Below are 19493 nucleotides of genomic sequence, written 5' to 3'. Positions count from 1 at the left end.
CGACGCAACAGTGTGTTGCTGCGGGAGTGGAATTCTACTCAACCGCCTTCTCGAGTCAAGCCTTATTTTCAAAGGCTTTTCGAGGTTATCGACTTGGCTTTCTGCGTTGCCGCTTGCCCTGTCGATGGAGGCGCATTATAGGGAGTTGAATCTTTCTGGCAACCCCTTATCGGCAATAAAATTGCAAAAATCGGCACTTTTTTAGTTATTCATATCCAACCACAGCTTTTGTACAAACTTATCCACAGAAACGAGTTCCGGATTGCTAGAATGGCCAAAAACAAGGAGGCCAAGATGGACTTGCGACTGAGATCTTACAAAGGAAAAAGCCCACAACTGGGTAAACGAGTATATGTGGATCCCTGCGCGACTCTGGTCGGGGATATAGATCTGGCGGAAGATGCCAGCATCTGGCCCATGGTGGCGGCGCGGGGGGATGTGAATCATATCCGCATCGGTGCCCGCAGCAATATTCAGGACGGCACCGTGTTGCACCTTACCCGCAAGAGCGCCAGCAACCCTGATGGCTATCCGCTGTTGATCGGAGAGGATGTGACGATCGGCCACAAGGCCATGCTGCACGGCTGCACCATAGGCGACCGGGTGCTGGTCGGCATGGGGGCCATCATTCTGGATGGGGTTGTGGTGGAAGATGACGTGATGATCGGGGCCGGCAGTCTGGTGCCACCAGGCAAGCGACTCGAATCCGGATTCCTCTATATGGGCAACCCCGTCAAGCAGGTCCGCCCCCTCAAACCTGCCGAAGTCGCATTTCTCAAGACCTCGGCCGACAACTATGTCCTGCTCAAGAACGAGTATCTGCAAGAGGCTTGAGCAGCCCCCACAAACAGGAAGCCCGGCATGATGCCGGGCTTCTCTTCTTATATAGCTATCTATATAGCAACAGAGTGCCGAAAGTTAATGGGCCTGATCCCAGTTGTCGCCTGTGCCCGCTTCGACTAGCAGAGGCACATGCAGTTCGGCAGCGGCCGACATCTTCTCCTTGATGATGGCAGTGTACTCTTCCAGCTTCTCTTCGCGGATCTCGAACACCAGTTCATCGTGTACCTGCATCAGCATGCGGATCGACTCATCCTCGATGCCGCGGATCCAGCCATCTACGTTGATCATGGCGCGCTTGATGATGTCGGCGGCCGTCCCCTGCATGGGGGCGTTGATCGCCGCCCGCTCGGCGCCCTTGCGCAGACCGGCGTTGCGGGACTTGATATCCGGCAGATAGAGACGACGGCCGAACAGGGTCTCGACATAGCCCTGCGCTTCCGCCTGCTGGCGGGTACGCTCCATATACTCCAGCACACCCGGGTAGCGTTCGAAGTAGAGGTCCATGTACTTCTGCGCCTCGGCGCGACCGATCCCCAGCTGTTTGGCCAGGCCAAAGGCGCTCATGCCATAAATGAGGCCGAAGTTGATCGCCTTGGCGCTGCGACGCATGTCGGTGGTAACCGCATCGAGCGCGACCCCGAACACCTCGGCGGCCGTTGCCTTGTGGATGTCCTTGCCCTCGGCAAACGCGGTCAGCAGCCCCTTGTCACCGGAGAGGTGTGCCATGATGCGCAGCTCGATCTGGGAGTAGTCCGCCGCCACCAGCTTGTAGCCAGCGCTCGGGATGAAGGCCTGCCGGATCCGGCGACCCTGTTCGTTGCGCACCGGAATGTTCTGCAGGTTGGGATCAGAGGAGGACAAACGGCCGGTGGCCGCCACCGCCTGATGATAGGAGGTGTGTACCCGCCCTGTCTGGGGCTTGATCATCAGCGGCAGCTTGTCGGTATAGGTGGACTTGAGCTTGGCCAGGGTGCGGTGCTCCATCAGCAGGCGCGGGAGCTCGTAGGTCTCGGCCAGTTCGGCCAGCACCTCTTCCGCGGTGGATGGTGCACCTTTTGGGGTCTTCTTGATGATCGGCAGACCCAGCTTGGTGAAGAGGATCTCCCCCAGCTGCTTGGGCGAGGAGAGGTTGAACTCCTGCCCGGCCAGCTCATGGGCATGACGCTCCAGTTCGGCCAGCCGCAGTTCTATCTCCTGGCTCTGCTGGTGCAGTAGCTTGGGATCGATAGTGGTCCCGAGCAACTCCATCCGCGCCAGTACCGGCAGCAACGGCAGCTCGATTTCGCTGAATACCTGGCACAGGCCAGGCACGGCTTCCAGTTGGCCCCACAGAGTCTGGTGCAGACGCAGGGTGATATCCGCATCTTCCGCCGCATAGGAAGCTGCCTGCTCCAGCTCAATCTGGTTGAAGGTGAGCTGCTTGACCCCTTTGCCCGCTATATCTTCAAAAGAGGTGGTTTCGACCCCGAGATAGCGTTTGGCCAGCGAATCCATGTCGTGACGACTGGCGGTGGAGTTGAGCACGTAGGACTCGAGCATGGTGTCGTAGGCGATACCCTGCAGGTCGATGTCGTGGTTGAGCAACACGTTGCGATCGTACTTGAGGTTCTGGCCCACCTTGAGACGGGTCGGATCTTCCAGCAACGGCTTGAGCTTGCCCAGCACTACGGCCTCGGTCAGCTGCACCGGCGCCCCGAGATAGTCGTGACCGAACGGCACATAGGCCGCCTTGCCCGCTTCGACGGCGAAAGAAACGCCGACGATACGCGCCTCCATGTAGTCGAGACTGGTGGTTTCGGTATCGAAGGCAAACAGCGGTGCCACTTTCAGTTGCTCCAGCCAGCCGTCAAACTCGGCCTCATCCAGAATGCAGCGGTAGTCTGTTTCGATGGCGGCAGCGGGAGCGACGGCGCCATCACCTGCCTCTTCTTCCTGCCCGGCACCCTCTTCGCCACCGGACTCAAGCTCCTTGATCAGGTTGCGAAGCTCGTATTCACGGTAGACTGCCAGCAGTGACTCCTTGTCGATGGGGCCAAGCTGGAGCTCTTCCAGACTCTGTTCCAGCTCGACATCGGTCTTGATGGTCGCCAGTACATAGGAAAGGCGAACCTGCTCCTCCTGCTCACGGAACTTGTCGGCGAACGCCTTGGAGCCGCGGAAGCCGAGGGCCGCCACCTTGTCGAGGTTGGCTGCAATCTCGTCTATGCTGCCAATCCCCTGCAGCAGGGCCAGCGCGGTCTTCTCGCCGACACCCGTCATGCCGGGGATGTTGTCCACCTTGTCCCCCATCAGGGCCAGATAGTCGATGATGAGCTCCGGCGGCACGCCAAACTTTTCAATCACCCCTTCCCTGTCTGTCTTCACATCTTTCATGGTGTCGATCAGGGTGACATGGTCGGAGACCAGCTGCGCCATGTCCTTGTCGCCGGTACTGATCAGCACAGGCAGCTGCTTCTCGGTGGCCTGGCGGGCAAGCGTGCCGATCACATCGTCCGCCTCGACTCCTTCGACCATCAAAAAGGGGAAGCCCATCGCCTTGATCATCTGATGGATGGGGGCAACCTGGCTGCGCAGATCGTCCGGCATGCTGGCACGGGTCGCCTTGTACTCGGGATAGATGTCGTCACGGAAAGTCTTGCCCTTGGCGTCGAACACCACGGCCACATGGCAGTCAGGGTATTGCTTGCGCAGGCTGCGCATCATGTTGGCCATGACACGGACGGCACCACTCGGCAAACCGGTCGATGTACGCAGATCAGCCTGCTGGGAGGCGAAGAAGGCGCGGTAAAGATAAGAAGAGCCGTCGACCAGAATAAGGGGATTGCTAGGGGCCATGAAATCGTCCTGCCAGAGATAAACAGCCGCTAGGATGCCACAGGGCCCCCTTCACACCAAGGGGGCTAGCGCCACCATCAACAGGCCATTGAAAAGGGGCGCGCTGTGGATAACTCTGTGTTCAAAAATGGGGCTCAGTACGGACCACAGTGACAAAGCTGTGCATAACAATATAAAAGTACATATAAAACAATACGATGAGATCGTAAAAACTGATCTTGAGACGGTTGAGATGATCTCGATCAATGTGGAAAAAGATTTAAGGGAGTAGATACGGCAGGATCGAAAACGAAACAATCCTAGCACAGCGAGATGACTTGACCAGCGGATGGCGAACGATAACCATACAAAAGTACAACAATCTATCCTAGCTCACATTTTCAACAACGAGGGGTTTGCCATGAAAAAAGTGGCCGTGATTTTGAGTGGCTGTGGCGTCTTTGATGGTGCCGAAATCCATGAGGCCGTCATCAGTTTGCTGGCGCTGGCCCGCCAGGGTGCGACTACCCAATGCTTCGCTCCGAACGTGGCGCAGCTCCATGTTATCAACCACCTGACCGGTGACGTGAGCGAGGGGGAAAGCCGCAACGTGCTGGTTGAAGCCGCTCGCATCTGTCGCGGTCAGATCAGAGATGTGGCAGAGCTGGATGCGGCCGATTACGACGCGTTGCTGGTGCCCGGCGGCTTTGGTGCCGCCAAGAACCTGTGCGACTTCGCCATCAAGGGAGCCAAGTGCCAAATTCAGCCAGATGTCCTCAAAGCCTGCCAGAGCTTTGCCAAGGCCAACAAGCCGGCGGCATACATCTGCATCGCGCCCGCCATGATACCGCTCATCTATGGCGCAGGCACTCTGGCGACCATAGGTCATGACGAAGGCACCGCCAATGCCATGGAGGCCATGGGGGGCAGCCATCTCAACTGCCCGGTCAACGAGTTCGTGGTGGATCAGGAGCGCAAGGTGATCTCCACCCCCGCCTACATGCTGGCCAACAACATTGTGGAAGCGGCAGATGGCATAGAGAAGACGGTCAAGCAGCTGCTGGCGCTGTAATCCCCACCCCGCCAAAAACAAACGGGCCGCTCATGGAGCGGCCCGTTTTCAATCTTGCAGCTGGCTGCCGGTTAGATGGATTCGCCCATCTGCTCCATCTTGCCCAGCAGGGCACGCAGACGCTCCTGCCATGCAACGTGCTCGTTGCGCAGCAGATGGTTCTCGTCTTGCAGCTTGCTGTTTTGCTCTTTCAGTTCGTCCAGCTCCATCTTCAGCAGGGAGATGTTGTCGACGGCGGATTGTACTTTGGATTCGAGTTGCTCAAGGACTTCTAGTGACATATGCATACCTGTATGTTCAATTGCGATGCCCCACAGAGGGCGATTCAAGCGCGTAAAGCCAGCATACCCCGAGCACATCGGCACAAACAAGCCAGCGCGCTGTAAAATGCGCCTTCCATAGATGTATTGTCTAAATATGCGTCTATTTTTCTCGCATCCTGCGCCCTGGCAGATACAAGAGCCTCATAACCAGCAGGCAACACCCTGCCAATCCAGTCACCACGGGCATGTTGCCGGGCACTTCCCCCCAGTTATGCCTTCATCCGTGCAGCGCCACATAAGCCCCCAACAGCAAGCAGGCGACCCCGTACATCAGCAGGCCATAGAGCAGGTTCCAGCGCAGGATCATCCCCGCACTCAGGTTGTAGCGCGATGCCAATGCCAGGTTGGAGCCGGAGAGCGGGCTGGTACCGGTCGCAAGCCCCCACCCCAGCAAAAAGCACATGCCGAGCAGGCTGGGATCCGGTGACAAGGGCCACAACAGCGGCGCCAGCCCGGAGATGCTGATAAGCGGATGCACACCGACGATGGCCACCAGCAGGATCAACAGCAGCGTCAGGGATGACTCGAGCCAGCCGAAGTGGTTGAAGAGTGGCAGCCCGTGCTCACCGCCAAGCTCGAGCACAGACAGAGCGCTGTTGATGCCGGCTGCCAGCAAACCGGCCCCCAGAAACAGCACCAGCTGGCCACCGATGGCAGGGAAACGCTCCACCACCTGCCGCTTGAGGGCGGCGCCTCGCCCGGCTCTGGGCATGAACAGCAGCGCCAGCAGCGGTGCCACCAGCGCAATCACAGCCAGAATGCCAAGTGCTGGCCAGATCTGTTTGATGAGCAGCACCAGCAGCGCCAAGGCCACCGGCAGCCCCAGGGTCTGCAGTCGCAGCGGATAGCCGGCAAAATCCTGTACACCGAGTCGCTCCACCTGCCAGGCGGTCAGTCCCATGGCCAGCAGAGCCGCAATCACACCAAACGGCATTATGCTGGAGAGCTGCAGACCCGGCGCGTACGTGAGCGCCACCGCCATGGCGACGAAGAAGGGGGACCAGAAAGCCGCCGCACAGAAGATCCGGCTCAGCACCATTACCTGGCGCCGCTCCAGGGTGCCGTTACGTTCCAGCCGATCGCCGATGATGAACAGCACAGAGAGGTTGATGACAGATCCCAGCAGATTGAGGCTGGCCATGGTGCTCCACAGCCCCTTGCGACCGGACCAGGAGGCAGTACCGGTCAGCAGACCCGCCGTCGCCAGGTTGAGGGTGCTCACGGCGGCAAACATGGTGAGCATATTGATGTTGGGCAACAGCCAGTCGCCCGGATTGAGACTGGCCCCCCGCCACCATGAGAAGATCAGCAGCAAGAGGGCTGCGCCATACAGGGCAAGAGCCTGTCGTCTGGCAGCCCCCACCAGCCAGGGCCAGGTGAGGAGCGATGCCCCCCAGGCGGCGATGGCCGCCGGCCAGGGGGAGAATCCCAGATAGAGGTGCAGCAGGTTGAGCAGCCACATCCCCAGGATCAGGTAACCTGACCAGCGCTTGGCCATCGAATCGTCTCGGTCAGGGGATCAGAGACACTGATCCATATCCAGCGAAGGCTTGTCGCACTCCGGGCGGCCCACTATCTTGGCCGGTACGCCGGCGACAGTGGTGTGCGGCGGCACAGGGTTGATCACCACGCTGCCGGCACCTATCTTGGCGCCCATCCCCACCTCTATATTACCGAGCACCTTGGCACCCGCCCCTATCATGACCCCTTCGCGGATCTTGGGATGGCGATCGCCGCTCTCCTTGCCGGTCCCTCCCAGGGTCACACTCTGCAGGATGGAGACATCATCTTCAATCACAGCGGTTTCACCGACCACTATGCCGGTGGCATGGTCAAACATGATGCCCTTGCCGATCCGCGCAGCCGGGTGCACGTCGACCCCGAATACCACCGAAATCTGGTTTTGCAGGTAGAGCGCCAGCGAGCGACGACCCTGGCGCCACAGCCAGTTGGCAACCCTATACCCCTGCAGGGCATGGAAACCCTTGAGGTAGAGCAGCGGGGTGGAGAAGAGATCGACCGCCGGGTCGCGCTCCTGCACGGCGCAGATATCTGCCGCCACCATTGCCAGCAACTCGGGCTCGCTGCGCAGGGCCAGCTCGATCACCTCACGCAGGGCGATGGCGGGCATGGTGGCGCTGTCGAGCTTGTTGGCCAGCTGGAAGCTGAGAGCCGAACGCAGGTTCTTGTGATTGAGAATCGTGGAGTGAAAGAAGCTGGCCAGCATGGGCTCTTCGGTTGCCATGCATGCCGCTTCTCGCTCAATTTTTTGCCAGGTTCTGGCAACCAGATCATCCATGTTGCAGCCTACTGTTGTTCTGATGGAGTGCCTTGCTGTTCCTTGTGCACCACAGAGATGGGGTCCATATGAATGATGACATCCATGCGTTCAAATTCCTGACGCACCGCCAGTTCGGCTTCATCGGCAATCTGATGGGCCTTGACCAGAGGGAGCTGATCGTCCAGTTCCAGATGCAACTGAACGAAACGGGTCGGACCGGATTGGCGGGTACGCAGATCATGCACCCCGTGGACACCTTCGACTTCACAGCAGAGGGCCATTATTCTCGCTTGTTCTTCGGCTGGCAACTGACGATCGAGCAGCGCCTGCACAGACTCATAGCCGATATGGATGGCGCCCCACAGCAGGAACAGACCGATCAGGATGGCAAACAGGCCATCGGCCCAGAACCAGCCCCGCCCCGCCAGCACCAGCGCCAGCAAGACGCCGGCATTGAGCAGCAGATCGGAGCGGTAGTGCATCATGTCGGCCTTGATGGCCACGCTGTTGGTCTTGCGGATGACAAAACTCTGGAAGCTGACCAGCAGCAGGGTCAGCACTATGGAGCCGCCGCTGACCCAGATACCCGCTTCGAGTCGAAGAATGGGGGCCTGATTGAGCAGGGAGGAGATGCCGTGCATCACCAGCAGCAGGGCCGACCCAGAGATGAAAGCGGACTGAATGAGACCCGCCAGCGATTCCGCCTTGCCGTGGCCGAAGCGGTGCTCATCATCGGCCGGTGCCAGCGCATAGCGAATGGCCAGCAGATTGATGATGGAGGCACTGACATCCATGAAGGAGTCGGTGAGCGACGCCAGCAGACTTGAGGAATCGGTCATGAGCCAGGCGATCAGCTTGCCGGTGATCAGCAGGGTGGCGGTGGTGACGGCGGCCATACTGGCCAGCGTCACCCAGCGGGAATATTGTTGATGGCTCAAAACCGGCTTTCCTCTTGCGGTTAAAAAACTATTATACCCTGACCCCTGCGTCACTTTGGCGCGAAAAATCAGCGGAATGACCCTAGATGCACAAAATACTCCTGGTCGACGACGATCTCGAGCTGACTCAGCTGCTCACCGAAATTCTGACCCTGGAAGGCTTCCAGGTGACTGTCGCCGAGGATGGCGAAGAGGGGTTGCTGCAGCTGGCCGAGCAGGACTTCAACCTGGTGCTGCTGGACGTGATGATGCCCAGGCTCAACGGCTTCGCCATGCTGGCAAAGCTGCGTGAGACCCACGACACCCCGGTACTGATGCTGACTGCGCGGGGCGACAGCCAGGACAGGGTCAACGGGCTGGAGGCGGGCGCCGATGATTACCTTGCCAAGCCCTTTGATGACAGAGAATTGCTGGCCCGGATCCGCGCCATACTGCGCCGGACCCAGAGTGCGCAACCCCAGCGTGGCGGCACTTCCGAAGAGATCCGCTTCATGGATCTGGTGCTGCAACCGGGCTTGCAGCAAGCCAGTAGCGGCGAACAGCTGCTGGAGCTCACCGCCACCGAATTCGGGTTGCTGGAGTGTCTGCTGCGCAATCCCGGCCAGATCGTCAGCAAGAGCCAGCTCTCGGAGCTGGTGCTCGGCAAGAAGCTGGAACCCTTCGATCGCGCCATCGACATGCACCTGAGCAACCTGCGCAAGAAACTGCCGGAACGCGCCGATGGCCAGCCCCGCTTCAAGACGGTGCGCGGACGCGGTTATCTGTGGCTGGAACAGGCATGAAAACGGCTCGCTCCCTCAATGGCCTTTCCACCCAGATCTTCCTCTGGTTCTGGTTCATGCTGCTGGTCGTGGTCGCCGCTGTCGTGATACTGCCGACCCTGGATCCCCGCAACATAATCCCGTTACCCGCCCACGAGATGGTGCGGATGAACAACAACCTGAAAGCCCTGCAGCGGGGTGCCGACCCCAATCAGGATTTCGATCTGGCCAAGGCCATAGAGGCTGCTGGTCTGTTACCGGTGGACAATATCTACCTGCGCGACGAGAAGGGACAGATGCAATCCAGCACGCGGCTCAGCAAGTTCGTCGTCCGCTTCATGGTCGACTCGGACAATCCGGCCAAACCCATGCTGGGCAGCGAGCACCAGAGAGCCATCGCCGGTCCCTTCGAGATGGAGCACCATGGTCAGACCTATCACGTCTACTTCGGCCTCAATGTCGAAAACTCCTATCTGTTCCTGTTTATCCAGATCCTGGATCACCCGATCCAGATCCTGGGGATCGCCATGCTGGTCAGCACTCCGCTCTGCCTGTTGCTGGCCTGGCGACTGACCCGTCCCATACTGCAGTTGCAGCGATCAGTCTCCCAGTTGGCGGAGGGCAACCTGGAAGTACAGATCCCCAATCTGGGGCGGCGTGACGAGATCGGCCAGCTGGCGGATCACGTCAGCCACATGGTCGACACGCTCAAGAGCATGATCCAAAAGCAGAAACAGCTGCTGTCCGACATATCCCACGAGCTGCGCAGCCCCCTCACCCGTATCCAGCTGGCGCAGGCGCTGATCCGCCGCAAGCAGGGCGACAGCAACGAGCTGGCGCGGATAGAGTCGGAGATTGGGCGGCTGGACAAGCTGATCGGCGACCTGCTCGACCTGTCACGGGTACAGCAGCATGTGGAGGCACCCGTGGTGATGCCATTGGCCGAACTGCTGGAGCCCATGCTGGACGACGCCATGTTCGAAGCCAACCAGAGCGGCAAGCAACTCCGGCTGCCGCCACTGCCGACCGAGTCGATCAGGATGTGGCCCGAGCTGCTGGCACGGGCGCTGGAAAATCCCCTGCGCAACGCACTCAAGTACGCTCACAAGTTCATCAAACTGGATTGGTATCGGGAAGGAAGGGAGTGGGTCATCACCATCCGTGATGACGGCCCGGGTGTGCCGGTGGCGCAACAGGAGCAGCTGTTCCTGCCCTTCTTTCGGGTGGATGATGCCCGCAACGCCAAGACCGGTGGCACCGGGCTGGGGCTGGCCATCGCCTCGGAGGCAATCCAGCGCCATGGCGGCACCATTCGCGCCAGTTGCAATCAGCCCACCGGGCTGACTATCACCATACGTCTGCCTATTGGCTGAGCCATCTCTTTTCATCCAGGCGGGCGCTGGGTATGCTGGCGCCCTTTTCAGCCCCATCTCGGCCCGCATCAGGATCCCGCCATGCTCGATATCGTGCTCTACCAACCGGAAATCCCGCCCAACACAGGCAACATCATCCGCCTCTGCGCCAACACCGGCTACCGGCTGCATCTGATAGAACCGCTGGGGTTCGAGTGGGATGACAAGCGGGTGAAGCGGGCCGGGCTCGATTATCACGAGTTTGCCGAGGTGAAACGCTGGCCGAGCTATGAGGCATTTCTGGCTGCCGTTGCTCCCGAGCGGGTGTTTGCCTGCACCACCAAGGGCAGTACCGCCCATTCTGCAGCGCAGTTCGCGCCCGGTGATGCCCTGCTGTTCGGCCCGGAGAGCCGAGGTCTGCCACTGGAGATCATAGAGAGCCTGCCGTTCGAACAGCGGCTGCGCATCCCCATGTTGCCCCAGAGCCGCAGCATGAATCTCTCCAATGCGGTCGCGGTATTCGTGTACGAGAGCTGGCGCCAGCTGGGTTATGAGGGCTCGCTCTGAGCCTGACTCACCCCATGGGGTGAATGCAACAGGCGGCCATCACGTTCCAATTGCCAGCACAGATACCCCAGCGTCAGACCTCGGCCCGCCATCAGGGCGCCCATGGCGGCCCACAAGGCGGCAACGCCCCAGCCCTGACAGAGCCACCAGACCGGGAAGAAGCCGCAAAACGCCGCTACCAACATGCTGTTACGCATCTCCCGGGCACGGGTAGCGCCAATGAAGACCCCATCCAGCAGGAAGCACCAGACCGCCAGTAACGGCATCAGGATCAGCCAGGGCAACTGGCGGTTTGCCTCGGCGATCACCGCCGGTATGTCGGTAATATGGGCGATGAGCTGGCTGCCGCCCGCCGCAAACAGCAGGCTGAAACCAATCGCTATGATCAGCGCCCAGCCAAGGTTCAAGACAATGGCTTCGCGCAGCGCCTGCCGATCCCGCCGGCCGATGGCGCGGCCCACCATGGCCTCCACCGCATAGGCAAAGCCATCCATCCCGTAGGAGATGAGCATCAGAAAGTTGAGCAGCACCGCATTGGCGGCCACTGCCACATCCCCCAAACGCGCGCCCTGCAAGGTCATGAAGGCAAAGCAGAGCTGCAGGCAGAGGGAGCGGATGAAGATATCCCGATTCAGGCTGAGCAATCTCAACAGCGCGGGCCACTGACGCCAACGTTGCCAGGCCCCCTGCCACACCTCGGGCGAGAAGCGGCGCAGATGGCGGCTCACCAGCCAGAGCCCGACCCCCAGGGCGCTGTAATCTGCCAGCAGAGAGGCGGCGGCCACTCCCTTCACCTGCCAGCCCAGCCCCAGTACGAACCAGGTATCCAGCGCCATGTTGATCAGATTGGTGAAGATCAGCAACAACATGGGGCTGCGGGCATCCTGCATGCCCAGCAACCAGCCCATGATCACCAGATTGCAGAGCGCCGCAGGCGCACTCCAGATCCGTACCGACACATACTCGCTTGCATAAACCTGCACCTCGGCTGACCCGCCACTGAGTGCAATCAGCCCGGGCAGCAGGGGCAGCAGCAAGAGCAAGAGCAGCACGCCCAGCCCGACGGCGAGACCGAGCGCCCGCGCCAGGGTGTCGAGCTGGCCACCTGGACTACCGGCGCCATGAGCCTGGGCGGTCAGCCCTGTGGTGGACATGCGCAGGAAGCCGAGCAGCCAGAAGATGAGATTGATGAGGGTCGCCCCGACCGAGACGCCTCCCAAAAACCAGGCCTGACCGAGCTGGCCTATCACCCAGGTATCCACCAGCCCCAGCAATGGGGTTGTGATATTGGAGAGCACCATGGGCAGTGCCAAAGCAAACACGGCCCCATGGCGCCGCCTGTCTGTCAACCAGGGCGGGATCAGCATGAAAGCAGCCACTCATCCGGCATCATTCGCCCTCCAGTCGCACAATTTTGGCGAAATCGGAGACCAGGGTTTCCATGACCACGTGGGGTACTCTCCCCTCGCTCATCTGGGGGCGGAACACGGCTTCCAGCTTGCCTTCCGGATTGATCAGCACTATGGAGGCGGAGTGGTCGATCAGGTAATCCTTCTCTCCCTGTTCGGCAATGGAGTAGATGAGGCCCAGGTTGCGCACAAACGGGAACAACTTCTCGTGGGGGCCGGTTGCCGCCTTGAACTCGGGATGGAAGAAAGCGGTATAGGTCTTGAGGCGAGTGATGTCATCGCGCTGCGGATCCGCCGAAATGAACACTACCTGGCTGTCCGGTGCAATCTTCTTCAGCGCCGGATAGACGGAGCGCAGATCCGCCAGCGTGGTCGGGCAGATATCCGGGCAGAAGGTATAGCCGACAAACAGAAAGGTCCAGTGCCCCACCAGACTGGCTGGAACGAAGGGCTGCCCCTCCTCGTCGGTGAAGGCAAACGGATTGATGTCCCGCCCCGCCGGGTAATAGTCGGCCTGCTCGGGCAGGGAGGGCCGGCTCCAGTGGAATGCAGCCATCATGCCCCCGACCAGCAGCAGGAACAGCAAGGGATAACGCGGTTTAACCATAACAACAGACCTTTTCACTGCGACATGCCCGCAGAGTGGGCACGAATGGATGGCCCATTGTAACCCAGCCCATCGCGCTCCGGGTTATCCCTTGCACCGGATGCCGCTTTGGTCAAAAGAGGCTCCCATCACCACTAGTCAGCCGGGCTGGGCCATAAAACAACAGCCCCACCATCAAGGTGGGGCTGTGAGACAAGGGCCAGGAAACATCAGGGTTGTTGTCTGCGCCGCTCATGGGCGCGCTTTGTCAAGGCTCGCAGCGGTATGACGGGAGCCGTCCAGGGAAGATCCGTTTGTCCCGTGTCGCTATGACGGTGAAACAGACGCACCAGGCGGACTATCTTGTCTTTGGGGCAGCCAAGCCAGACAGTCCAGCAGGCACCCTTGTGATGTACCCAGAGAGCATAGAAGCGGGTCATCCGGTTACCCTTGATGAAACGGGTGATGGAAGAAGCGGGCGATGCCAGACCCGGATCCCATGGCGAGCTTGAAGCCATACCTGTCCTCCTTGACCAACAGGTCACGCCGGTCAGCATCGACAGCCCCCTTGGGTGGCCAGATCGATGACTGCCGCGTGTCGACTGCGCAGGTGTGCCTTTATCCTCCAGACGGCAGATGCCGCCGGTGCAATGCTGGCCACCCTCCCTTCTATCCCGCGAACGCCTCCATCAACTGGGCTGGTAGCGCCCTTGCTGTCCGGCGCTCCGCCTGAGGCTGTTGTTATGCATCCCTGCTGACCTTGATTCCTGCCACCTGCCAAGTGGGAGAGGATCGTCTTGTCGAGCATTCGGGGCAGATCAAGCAAGTGACTGCCTTAGCCAAGGATATATCTGAAATGAGGCGGATGCGGACGGGCGCGACAGACAAAAATCACGGGTATCAGGATCTGATTGAAATCATGGGGAAAGAGGTACAGAAGCGAGACGGCCTCCCGAGGGAGGCCGTGCTGTTACATCCAGTCGGCGTTGCGGATCACGCCGACGGCCAGCCCCTCTATGGTGAGCTGCTGGCAGGAGAGATCAACCGCGATGGGTTCAAGCTCTTCATTTTCAGGCAGCAGCCACACCTGGCTGCCCTTGCGCTGGAAGCGCTTGACGGTGACGTCTTCGTCGAGACGTGCCACCACCACCTGGCCGTTGCGCACTTCCTGGGTTTTGTGGACGGCCAGCAGGTCGCCATCCAGGATGCCGATGTTCTTCATGCTCATGCCTTGCACCCGCAGCAGGAAGTCTGCCCGCGGATGGAACAGGGCGGGATCCACCTGATAGTGGCTCTCGATATGCTCCTGAGCCAGTATGGGTTCACCGGCCGCGACCTTGCCGATCAGAGGCAGGCCGGTCTCTTCCAGCACAGCCTCTTCTTCAATCAGCAGGCGGATGCCACGAGAGGTCCCCGGCATGATCTCGATGACCCCTTTTTTGGCCAGGGCCTTCAGATGTTCTTCGGCCGCATTGGCCGACTTGAAACCAAGCTTCTGGGCAATCTCGGCACGAGTCGGCGGCATGCCGGTCTCGCTCATATTCACCTTGATCAGTTCCAGCACTTCGGCCTGGCGTGGAGTAAGGGGTTTCATAACATTGGCACCTGTTTTTTTATACAGCACACTGGCAGTATATACAGTGCAGTGGCCAAGGCAAGGCGCGGCTGACATTTGTCGCGGCCAACCCCTTATTTGCCATGGTTTTACGGCTGCGCAGCCGACTCATCGTACCTCTCGGCGACAAGGCGCCGGTGATTTGTTATGCTCACGCCGCATTTTTTTGGAGAGCAGACGCACATGTCCCTTGGACAGAAGATTTCCAGAGCCATCTTGCAATGGCCGGTCAGTGGCTTGGTCAATCACAAGAGCCTGCCGGAAAATCCCATCACAGAGCTCAAGCTGGATCCGGCCAGACCCATAGTCTATGCCCTGAAAACCAGCTCGATCACCGACCTGATGACACTGCAACAGTGCTGCGAGGATCTCGGCCTGCCCGGTCCCTTCACCCCGCTGGAACTGAACGGTCAGTTGCTGCCGCGCTATGTCTGTCTGGACCGCCCGCCTCCCCTGTTCGGCAAGCGCAGCAAACCGCTGCCTTTCTTGCAGGAGTTCCACCAGCTGCTGGATCTGCACAAGCAGGATCCGGCACTGGATATACAGGTGGTGCCCGTCACCCTGTTCTGGGGCCGCGCCCCCGGCCGGGAAGGGGAAGAGGCCTCCGGCTGGAACATCATCAGCAGCCTGGCACCGAACCGGCTCAAGAAGGCACTGATTGTGATCCTCAAGGGCCGCGAGAACCTGGTGCGCTTCTCTCCGCCGCTCTCCCTGCGTCAAATGGCGGACAAGCACGGCACCGACGAGGCTATTGCCCACAAACTGGCGCGGGTGGCCCGCACCCACTTCAGCCGCCAGCAGCTGGCGGCCACCGGCCCCAAGCTGCCGAACCGCAACCTGCTGTTCAGGCAGTTGCTGGATTCCAGCGTGATCCAGCAGGCCATAGAAGAGGAGGCCCAGCGCGAGGGCATCAGCCTGGAGAAAGCGCAAAAGCGCGCCCACGGTTACATGGACGAGATCGCCTCCGATTTCTCCTACCGGCTGATCCGCCTCAGTGAAAGCTTCCTCGGCTGGCTGTGGAACAAGCTCTATCGCGGCCTCTCGGTCAACGGCGCCGAGAAGGTACGCCAGCTGGCGCAAGAAGGGCACGAGATCGTCTATATGCCCTGCCATCGCAGCCACATGGACTACCTGCTGCTCTCCTACGTCATCTACCACCAGGGGATGGTGCCGCCCCACATAGCGGCGGGCATCAACCTCAACTTCTGGCCGGCGGGCCCCATCTTCCGCCACGGCGGCGCCTTCTTCATCCGCCGCACCTTCAAGGGCAACCCGCTCTACAGCACTGTATTTCGCGAATACCTCAACCTGCTGTTTGCCAAGGGCTATTCGGTGGAGTTCTTTACCGAGGGTGGGCGCTCCCGCACCGGTCGTCTGCTGCCACCCAAAACCGGCATGCTGGCGATGACACTGCAGGCCATGATGCGAGGGCTGGACAGACCCGTGACCCTGGTGCCCGTCTATCTGGGCTACGAGCACGTGATGGAGGTGAACACCTATCACAACGAGCTCAAGGGCAGCCGCAAGGAGAAAGAGAGCTTCCTGCAGGTGCTCGGCATACTGCGCAAGCTGCGCAACTATGGCCGCGGCTTCGTCAACTTCGGCGAACCCCTGACCCTCAACAGCTACCTCAATGAACATGTGCCCGAGTGGAAGGACCACATAGGTCAGGAGGAGCGCCCAGAGTGGATGGCACCCACAGTCACCCGGCTGGCCGAGCTGCTGATGACCCGCATCAACGCTGCCGCCGCCGTCAATGGCCTGACCCTGAGCGCGCTGGCACTGCTGGCCGCCGAACGCCACGCCCTGACTCGCGATGAACTGCAGGCACAGCTCAACACCTATCTGGACCTGCTCAAGCAGGTGCCCTACAGCCCCCAGAGCACAATCCCGGCTGAGGATGCCAAGACACTGCTGGATCAGGCGATGGAGCTCAACAAGTTCGAGGTGAGCGAGGACAAGCTGGGCCAGATCATCAGCCTGGACCGCTATCAGGCGATCCTGCTGACCTACTACCGCAACAACATACTGCACCTGTTTGCATTGCCATCCCTGGTGGCCGCGCTGATCGAACGTTGCGAGGGGATATCCCGCAGCGAGATCGTCGCCCGCTGCATCGACATCTATCCGCTGCTCAAGACGGAGCTGTTCCTCCACTACGAAGAGGATGAGCTGCCCGAGCTGGTCGATGCCCTGCTGGCCGAACTGCAACGCCAGCAACTGGTCGAGGCACGGGATGGCGGCTTCTGGGTCAATCCGGGCAACCAGATGCGCCTGCTGCTGCTGGCCGAGAGCATTCAGGAGACGCTGCAACGCTACGCCATAGTATTGACCCGGGTGTTGGCCCAGCCCTATGTCGAGGCGGAGCAGCTGGAGGCGGACGGCCTGATGATGGCGGAGCGCCTCGGCACCCTGCACGGCATCAATGCCCCCGAGTTCTTCGACCAGAAGCTGTTCAGCACCCTGATCCACACCCTGCGCAAGGAGGGCTACCTCTCTTCCGAGTGCAAACCGGATCTGGGCCGCTTCCAGGCGCTGGCCGATAACATAGTGCCGCTGCTGAGCAACAAGATCCGCCGCACCATACAGGCGGGCAACCGGCTCTGACAGAGACCGGAAACAAAGAAGGCCGCATGATGCGGCCTTCTTTTTATCCTGACATGCGTCACGGCAACAGGTAGTTGAGCACCAGGCCGATGAATACCAGCGCCCCCGCATAGTTGTTGTTGAGAAACGCCTGGAAGCAGGCCTCCCGCTGCCGCTCCCGGATCAGCCGCTGCTGGTAGACAAACAGGGCCGCAGCCCCCAACAGCCCCCAGTAATACCAAGCCCCCAGCCCCATCACCTGGCCTACCGCCAGCAGGATCAGCAGGGTGGCCAGCTGCAACACGCCGATGATCCGCTTGTCGTGGCGACCAAACAGAATCGCGCTCGATTTCAAGCCGAGCTTGAGGTCATCATCCCTGTCCACCATGGCGTACTGGGTATCGTAGGCGATGGTCCACAGCAGATTGGCGAGGAATACCAGCCAGGCCACCAGCGGCAAGGCGTTGGCCTGAGCCGCATAGGCCATGGGGATAGACCAGGAGAAGGCCATGCCGAGCACCAGTTGCGGGATCGGAATATAGCGCTTCATGAAGGGGTAGCAGACTGCCAGCAGCAAGGCCGCGAACGACAGTGCTATGGTGAGGGAATTCATGGTCAGCACCAGCGCGAACGAGATGAGCGCCAGCACGGCGAACAGCGCCAGCACCTCCCGCGGCTTGACCTTGCCCATGGGCAGTGGCCGACCGGCGGTGCGTTTCACATGGCCATCGAAGTTGCGATCCGCATAGTCGTTGATGACACAACCGGCCGAGCGCATCAGAAACACGCCCACCACAAACACCAGCAGGGTCCAGAGATCCGGCAGGCCGCCGGCCGCCAGCCAGAGCGCCCACAGGGTCGGCCACAGCAGCAGCAGGGTCCCGATAGGCTTGTCGATGCGGGCCAGCTGCACATAGGCCAGTCCCCGCTCCTTGGTTAACAGATTCACTCCAGCTCCTTGTTGCGTGACAGAGAGGGCAAGAAGAGTTCATGGACCAACAGTGGCCATTGCCCCAGAAACAGACGGGAACGACGTCCCCAGACGGTGGCGGCCGGGCACCAGGGATTGCTCGCAATCTCGAAACAGGCCAGTTGCAGGTGATCGCGGCGGGCAGGCTCGTCACCGAAAATACGCTCGCCCAGAGGCTGCTCACCCAGCTCGCCCAGCCCGCTCTCTTGCAGGGCGGCTTCGGCAAACAGGGTCCAGCCCAGCACAGCCGGCCCCCGATCACCGTGCAGTATCACCTCGCGGCACAAGCCCATGGGTTGCTCGGCGGCCACCAGCTGCTGTTCATCGGCGCAGAGGGTGACACTGCGATTGCCCAGCAGCTGCACCGAGAAGTGGCGATTGTGGCGGCGCAAGCGCCGGGTCATGGAGTCCGCCTCCAGCAACCAGGGCAGCAAGGCCTCGGGCAGCTCGCACTCTGCGGGAGCCCGCCACGGCGCTAGCTGGATAAGGGGAACAGTCAACTCGGACTTCACGGCTTCACCATCCGGAGATTTACGTTATCAGGTTAAAATCCGGTTTATTATCCGTAAATCATTCGAGAATTGTAAGAACATCCGTGCTTGACGGCCCCGATGGCAACATCAAAAATGGGGTACCTGCCGCCGATGAGCCATCTATATGAAGATCTTCAAAATTCTGCTGCTGTTGTTACTGAGCTGTGGCTCCCTGCATGTGCAGGCCTCGTCCGAAGAGGAACCGCCGGCAGAGGGCGCCGACGCCGCTGCCAAGCCCGGCTTTTCCTACCACGCCCTTGATCCTGACATCATCACCAACTACATCAGCGACGGCAAAACTCTCGGCTATATCCGGATCACGGTCGAGCTGATGGCCGAGAATGAGAGCGACCTCAAACTGCTGGAACAGCACGACCCCCTGATCCGCGACGCCATCATACGTCTGATGGGCAGCAAGACCGCCGAGCAGGTCAAATCGCTGGTAAACCGTGAGGAGCTGCGCAAGGAGTGCCAGACCCAGGTCAACGAGCTGCTGGTAAAAGAAACCGGCAAGAAGGCGGTACGCGAGCTCATCTTCACCAAGTTCCTCTACCAGTAACAGATACAAGCCTTAAGCGAGGGCCACCCCAAGGTGGCCCTGTCGCTGTTTTCGAAATGAAAAGTGATTACACTAGGCCCCCACCGAGTTGTCGAGGTAGTCGTTATGGGCAACAAAACCCTGTGTGAATGGCGCCGCAGCGAGATCCCCGCCGATCTCAAGACACTGCGCAAAATCGTGCGCAAACCCAAGTTTGTCTGTGGCAAGTGTGCTCGTAGCGCCAATGACAAAAGCTATCTATGTCAGCCGCTGCGGTTGAAAGAGGAGTAAGACTGGACATCCCC

Annotated in this window: 19 protein-coding genes; 8 read left to right on the top strand and 11 right to left on the bottom strand. The window is 60.2% G+C overall.

Annotation, left to right across the window (positions count from 1 at the left end; translation table 11 throughout):
• The first annotated feature begins 270 nt into the window (after window positions 1–270).
• Entirely contained in the window at window positions 271–834 is a 564-nt protein-coding gene (locus GWQ27_RS21165) for a gamma carbonic anhydrase family protein (RefSeq protein ID WP_275908254.1), read from the top strand.
• An 84-nt stretch (window positions 835–918) separates the two neighbouring features.
• Here GWQ27_RS21165 and polA read toward each other — a convergent pair whose 3' ends face one another.
• Window positions 919–3678, bottom strand: a complete 2760-nt coding sequence (polA, locus tag GWQ27_RS21160) for a DNA polymerase I (RefSeq protein ID WP_275908253.1) — start codon at window positions 3676–3678, stop codon at window positions 919–921.
• A gap of 400 nt (window positions 3679–4078) precedes the next feature.
• On the opposite strand from polA, the gene elbB reads away from it, so the two are divergent.
• The gene (gene elbB / locus GWQ27_RS21155) at window positions 4079–4729 is read left to right on the top strand and encodes an isoprenoid biosynthesis glyoxalase ElbB (protein WP_265422786.1); all 651 of its coding nucleotides are present in this window, start codon (window positions 4079–4081) and stop codon (window positions 4727–4729) included.
• Window positions 4730–4800: 71 nt separating this feature from the next.
• Here elbB and GWQ27_RS21150 read toward each other — a convergent pair whose 3' ends face one another.
• From GWQ27_RS21150 to GWQ27_RS21135, 4 genes are all read right to left on the bottom strand, one after another.
• The gene (locus GWQ27_RS21150) at window positions 4801–5010 is read right to left on the bottom strand and encodes a cell division protein ZapB (RefSeq protein ID WP_011899225.1); all 210 of its coding nucleotides are present in this window, start codon (window positions 5008–5010) and stop codon (window positions 4801–4803) included.
• A gap of 259 nt (window positions 5011–5269) precedes the next feature.
• Entirely contained in the window at window positions 5270–6550 is a 1281-nt protein-coding gene (locus GWQ27_RS21145; protein ID WP_275908252.1) for a hypothetical protein, read from the bottom strand.
• A gap of 21 nt (window positions 6551–6571) precedes the next feature.
• Window positions 6572–7351: a serine O-acetyltransferase gene (cysE, locus tag GWQ27_RS21140; protein ID WP_011899226.1), complete on the bottom strand. Its 780-nt coding sequence runs from the start codon at window positions 7349–7351 to the stop codon at window positions 6572–6574.
• Between the two features lie 8 nt (window positions 7352–7359).
• Window positions 7360–8271, bottom strand: coding sequence for a cation diffusion facilitator family transporter (locus GWQ27_RS21135; protein ID WP_275908251.1), 912 nt, complete (start codon window positions 8269–8271; stop codon window positions 7360–7362).
• Between the two features lie 86 nt (window positions 8272–8357).
• Between GWQ27_RS21135 and GWQ27_RS21130 the strand changes: the two genes are divergently transcribed.
• The 3 genes from GWQ27_RS21130 (at window position 8358) to trmL (ending at window position 10951) form a co-directional block, all read left to right on the top strand.
• Complete coding sequence (locus GWQ27_RS21130) at window positions 8358–9053, top strand: response regulator (RefSeq protein ID WP_275908250.1); 696 nt, start codon at window positions 8358–8360, stop codon at window positions 9051–9053.
• Window positions 9050–10405, top strand: a complete 1356-nt coding sequence (locus GWQ27_RS21125; protein WP_212539699.1) for an ATP-binding protein — start codon at window positions 9050–9052, stop codon at window positions 10403–10405. The genes GWQ27_RS21130 and GWQ27_RS21125 overlap by 4 nt, the downstream gene beginning before the upstream one ends.
• Window positions 10406–10486: 81 nt before the next feature.
• Window positions 10487–10951, top strand: coding sequence for a tRNA (uridine(34)/cytosine(34)/5-carboxymethylaminomethyluridine(34)-2'-O)-methyltransferase TrmL (gene trmL, locus GWQ27_RS21120; RefSeq protein ID WP_005321220.1), 465 nt, complete (start codon window positions 10487–10489; stop codon window positions 10949–10951).
• Here trmL and GWQ27_RS21115 read toward each other — a convergent pair.
• The 4 genes from GWQ27_RS21115 to lexA all read right to left on the bottom strand — a co-directional run bounded on the left by GWQ27_RS21115 (window position 10933) and on the right by lexA (window position 14540).
• Window positions 10933–12318 (bottom strand): MATE family efflux transporter, encoded by a 1386-nt coding sequence (locus tag GWQ27_RS21115; protein WP_275908256.1) that lies wholly within the window; start codon window positions 12316–12318, stop codon window positions 10933–10935. The genes trmL and GWQ27_RS21115 overlap by 19 nt on opposite strands.
• Window positions 12319–12340: 22 nt before the next feature.
• A complete protein-coding gene (locus GWQ27_RS21110) occupies window positions 12341–12967 on the bottom strand; it encodes an SCO family protein (protein ID WP_005321230.1) in 627 nt (208 codons plus the stop codon).
• 209 nt (window positions 12968–13176) lie between these two features.
• Window positions 13177–13464 (bottom strand): hypothetical protein, encoded by a 288-nt coding sequence (locus GWQ27_RS21105; RefSeq protein WP_005321232.1) that lies wholly within the window; start codon window positions 13462–13464, stop codon window positions 13177–13179.
• A 452-nt stretch (window positions 13465–13916) separates the two neighbouring features.
• Entirely contained in the window at window positions 13917–14540 is a 624-nt protein-coding gene (gene lexA / locus GWQ27_RS21100) for a transcriptional repressor LexA (protein ID WP_005321237.1), read from the bottom strand.
• 204 nt (window positions 14541–14744) lie between these two features.
• Between lexA and plsB the strand changes: the two genes are divergently transcribed.
• Window positions 14745–17168, top strand: a complete 2424-nt coding sequence (gene plsB / locus GWQ27_RS21095) for a glycerol-3-phosphate 1-O-acyltransferase PlsB (protein ID WP_275908249.1) — start codon at window positions 14745–14747, stop codon at window positions 17166–17168.
• A gap of 58 nt (window positions 17169–17226) precedes the next feature.
• Here plsB and ubiA read toward each other — a convergent pair whose 3' ends face one another.
• Together ubiA and GWQ27_RS21085 are read right to left on the bottom strand one after the other, a co-directional pair.
• Window positions 17227–18096, bottom strand: coding sequence for a 4-hydroxybenzoate octaprenyltransferase (ubiA, locus tag GWQ27_RS21090; RefSeq protein WP_265422783.1), 870 nt, complete (start codon window positions 18094–18096; stop codon window positions 17227–17229).
• Window positions 18093–18629: a chorismate lyase gene (locus GWQ27_RS21085; RefSeq protein ID WP_275908248.1), complete on the bottom strand. Its 537-nt coding sequence runs from the start codon at window positions 18627–18629 to the stop codon at window positions 18093–18095. The genes ubiA and GWQ27_RS21085 overlap by 4 nt, the downstream gene beginning before the upstream one ends.
• Window positions 18630–18774: 145 nt before the next feature.
• Here GWQ27_RS21085 and GWQ27_RS21080 point away from each other — a divergent pair, with 145 nt between their 5' ends.
• Together GWQ27_RS21080 and GWQ27_RS21075 are read left to right on the top strand one after the other, a co-directional pair.
• Window positions 18775–19209, top strand: a complete 435-nt coding sequence (locus tag GWQ27_RS21080; protein ID WP_275908247.1) for a flagellar basal body-associated protein FliL — start codon at window positions 18775–18777, stop codon at window positions 19207–19209.
• 105 nt (window positions 19210–19314) lie between these two features.
• On the top strand, window positions 19315–19479 hold the full coding sequence (locus GWQ27_RS21075) for a hypothetical protein (protein WP_021140706.1): 165 nt from the start codon (window positions 19315–19317) through the stop codon (window positions 19477–19479).
• The last annotated feature ends 14 nt before the right edge of the window (window positions 19480–19493 follow it).

Origin of the sequence: Aeromonas sp. 5HA1 (assembly GCF_029237245.1) — a bacterium.
Taxonomy (GTDB): domain Bacteria; phylum Pseudomonadota; class Gammaproteobacteria; order Enterobacterales; family Aeromonadaceae; genus Aeromonas; species Aeromonas salmonicida.
The sequence above is the reverse complement of the archived record's forward strand: the minus strand, read 5'-3'. Positions and strand labels throughout refer to the sequence as shown.

Bases quoted from the DNA above. Each gene is read 5' to 3' on its own strand.
- GWQ27_RS21110 (WP_005321230.1), bottom strand. From the start codon at position 12,967: ATGGTTAAACCGCGTTATCCCTTGCTGTTCCTGCTGCTGGTCGGGGGC.
- polA (WP_275908253.1), bottom strand. From the start codon at position 3,678: ATGGCCCCTAGCAATCCCCTTATTCTGGTCGACGGCTCTTCTTATCTT.
- elbB (WP_265422786.1), top strand. From the start codon at position 4,079: ATGAAAAAAGTGGCCGTGATTTTGAGTGGCTGTGGCGTCTTTGATGGT.
- trmL (WP_005321220.1), top strand. From the start codon at position 10,487: ATGCTCGATATCGTGCTCTACCAACCGGAAATCCCGCCCAACACAGGC.
- cysE (WP_011899226.1), bottom strand. From the start codon at position 7,351: ATGGATGATCTGGTTGCCAGAACCTGGCAAAAAATTGAGCGAGAAGCG.
- GWQ27_RS21115 (WP_275908256.1), bottom strand. From the start codon at position 12,318: ATGCTGATCCCGCCCTGGTTGACAGACAGGCGGCGCCATGGGGCCGTG.
- lexA (WP_005321237.1), bottom strand. From the start codon at position 14,540: ATGAAACCCCTTACTCCACGCCAGGCCGAAGTGCTGGAACTGATCAAG.
- GWQ27_RS21145 (WP_275908252.1), bottom strand. From the start codon at position 6,550: ATGGCCAAGCGCTGGTCAGGTTACCTGATCCTGGGGATGTGGCTGCTC.
- GWQ27_RS21105 (WP_005321232.1), bottom strand. From the start codon at position 13,464: ATGGCTTCAAGCTCGCCATGGGATCCGGGTCTGGCATCGCCCGCTTCT.
- GWQ27_RS21125 (WP_212539699.1), top strand. From the start codon at position 9,050: ATGAAAACGGCTCGCTCCCTCAATGGCCTTTCCACCCAGATCTTCCTC.
- GWQ27_RS21130 (WP_275908250.1), top strand. From the start codon at position 8,358: ATGCACAAAATACTCCTGGTCGACGACGATCTCGAGCTGACTCAGCTG.
- GWQ27_RS21165 (WP_275908254.1), top strand. From the start codon at position 271: ATGGCCAAAAACAAGGAGGCCAAGATGGACTTGCGACTGAGATCTTAC.
- plsB (WP_275908249.1), top strand. From the start codon at position 14,745: ATGTCCCTTGGACAGAAGATTTCCAGAGCCATCTTGCAATGGCCGGTC.
- GWQ27_RS21080 (WP_275908247.1), top strand. From the start codon at position 18,775: ATGAAGATCTTCAAAATTCTGCTGCTGTTGTTACTGAGCTGTGGCTCC.
- GWQ27_RS21075 (WP_021140706.1), top strand. From the start codon at position 19,315: ATGGGCAACAAAACCCTGTGTGAATGGCGCCGCAGCGAGATCCCCGCC.
- GWQ27_RS21150 (WP_011899225.1), bottom strand. From the start codon at position 5,010: ATGTCACTAGAAGTCCTTGAGCAACTCGAATCCAAAGTACAATCCGCC.